Origin of the sequence: Algibacter sp. (genome assembly GCF_049667265.1) — a bacterium.
Lineage (GTDB): Bacteria > Bacteroidota > Bacteroidia > Flavobacteriales > Flavobacteriaceae > Algibacter_B.
On sequence record NZ_JBATHX010000113.1, the window covers coordinates 1 to 2,493 of the forward strand.

The window sequence follows — 2,493 nt, forward strand, 5'->3', positions numbered from 1 at the left end:
CACTAAATATGTAGATGCGATTGCCACTCAGGTTGCTAAACTAGGTTTTTACTCAAATGCGATTCAAAATCCATTACAAGTTGACTTGGCCAATAAATTAGAAGCTCTTTCGGGATGTAAAGGTTACGAGTTGTGTTTATGTAATTCTGGTGCTGAAGCCAATGAGAATGCTTTAAAATTAGCATCTTTTAAAACAGGTAAATCGCGGGTTGTGGCTTTTAAAAATGGTTTTCACGGACGAACATCGGCGGCTGTTGCGGCAACCGATAACCCAAGTATTATTGCTCCAATAAATGCACAACAGAAAGTAACGATTCTTGATTTGAATGATATTGAAGGTGTAAAAACAGAACTTGAAAAAGGGGATGTTTGTGCCGTAATTGTTGAGTTTATTCAAGGTGTAGGTGGGTTGGACCAAGCAACTGCAGAGTTTTTTGAGCAAGTTGACGCACTTTGTAAAGCAAATAACACCATGTTTATTGCCGATGAGGTGCAATCGGGTTACGGACGCTCGGGTAAATTCTTTGCGTTTCAACATTATAAAGTAACGCCAGATATTATTTCCATTGCGAAAGGTATGGGCAATGGTTTTCCAATTGGAGGAATTTTAATTCATCCAGATATTGAAGCAAAATTTGGCATGTTGGGAACTACTTTTGGAGGAAATCATTTAGCATGTGCAGCTGGTTTATCGGTTTTAGAAGTCATTGAAGAACAAAAGTTGATTGATAATGTTAATGACATGTCTGAGTACTTCATTAAAATTGCTAAAACAATTCCAGAGATAAAAAACATTAAAGGAAGAGGTTTAATGATTGGATTAGAATTCGATTTTGAAGTTGGCGATTTAAGAAAAACACTAATCTACGACCATCATATTTTTACCGGTGGCGCATCCAATAAAAAGTTATTGAGGATATTACCACCATTAACTGTTAGAAAGGAACATATTAATATGTTTTTTGAAGCTTTAATTGAAGCATTGCCTGAAATTGATGAAACAAAAATAAAAGTAGAAAATAAAAAGTTGAATGTAAGTTGAAATGACTTTTCGTTGAAAGAAGAAATCACACCAGAAGTTATAGAATTTATTTCAACTGCCATTGAGAATCGAAAATTAAAAAAATGAACACATTACTATCCATAGAAACAAGAAATGCAGTATTACTAAAAATGGCTGTGCTATTAGAGCGCGAACGAAAATCGATTATTGCTATTAATAAAACGGATTTAGAGGCTTATAAAGGAGATGATATTTCGATGTTTGATCGCTTGAAAGTTGATGATTCAAAAGTTGATGAAATGATTAAAGCTGTCACTCATTTGGCTTCTCAAGAAGATCCAGTTGGTGTTGAGCGTTTTAGTTTTAAACATGAAAACGGAATGCAGGTTTATAATAAGACAGCATCGTTTGGAACGGTAATGATTATCTATGAATCTCGACCAGATGTTACGGTTGAAGCTGCAGGAATAGCGTTTAAATCTGGTAATAAAATATTACTAAAAGGTGGAAAAGAGTCCTTACGCTCAAATTTAAAAATTGTTGCCCTGTGGCACGAAGCTTTAAAAGAATTTGGAGCTTCAACTGATTGGGTGGAGTATTTAAAATTCAATAGAACAGAAACACAAGCTTTTCTAGAAAAACCAACTCAGAAAGTAGATTTAATTGTTCCTCGCGGTGGAGAACGCCTCATTGCTTTCGTAAAACAACACGCTACCTGTCCTGTTATTATTAGCGGACGTGGCAATAATTTCGTGTATGTGCATAAAGAAGCAGATTTTGATATTGCGCTGGATGTTATTCTAAATGGAAAATCAAAAATATCGGCTTGTAATGCTGTTGATAATGTTTTAATTGACAAAAACCTTCCGAATAAACAGGCATTCGTAAAATCATTAATTTCTAAATTAAAGGAAATAAAGGTTGAAGTTTTGGGAGATGATAGGATTTCAAAAGAATACGGCCTCGAAGCTATAAAATCAGACGCCGTTTGGTACGAAGAGTTTTTAGATTATAAAATGGTTATTGGTGAAATTGACTCCAATCAAAATACCATTGCCATGATTAACAAGTATTCTGGAGGCCATTCTTCAACTATTGTAACAAGTAATGATGCTGAAGCGAAATTATTCATGGAAAATGTAGACAATGCAGCGGTTTATCATAATGCATCAACACGTTTTACCGATGGAGGGCAACTTGGTTTAGGAGGCGAATTGGCTATTAGCACAGATAAATTACACCAACGCGGACCAATAGGTTTACAGCATTTGGTAACCAATAAATGGTATGTTCACGGAACTGGACAAACACGATAATAATGCAAAAAAAGAAAAGAATATTATTAAAAATAGGTTCTAATACGCTCACCAAGGAAACTGATAATATTTCCAGAGGTAAGATTGAGGACATTGCAAATCAAATTGCAAAACTAAAAGACACTTGTGAGTTTGTCATAGTTAGTTCGGGAGCGATTGCCGTAGCTAAACAGT

2 protein-coding genes and 1 pseudogene are annotated in these 2,493 nt (G+C 35.1%); all 3 read left to right on the top strand.

Features of this window, described 5'->3' with window-relative positions:
- Positions 1-1,042: aspartate aminotransferase family protein (locus WBN21_RS03990; RefSeq protein WP_424198003.1), on the top strand; the 1,042-nt coding region annotated here is incomplete at its 5' end.
- 83 nt (positions 1,043-1,125) lie between these two features.
- Positions 1,126-2,319, top strand: a complete 1,194-nt coding sequence (locus WBN21_RS03995; RefSeq protein ID WP_424198004.1) for a glutamate-5-semialdehyde dehydrogenase — start codon at positions 1,126-1,128, stop codon at positions 2,317-2,319.
- 2 nt (positions 2,320-2,321) lie between these two features.
- Positions 2,322-2,493, top strand: a pseudogene (locus WBN21_RS04000) (glutamate 5-kinase); the annotation flags it as partial.

Coding starts and splice junctions, on each gene's coding strand:
- WBN21_RS03995 (WP_424198004.1), top strand. CDS start 1,126: ATGAACACATTACTATCCATAGAAACAAGAAATGCAGTATTACTAAAA.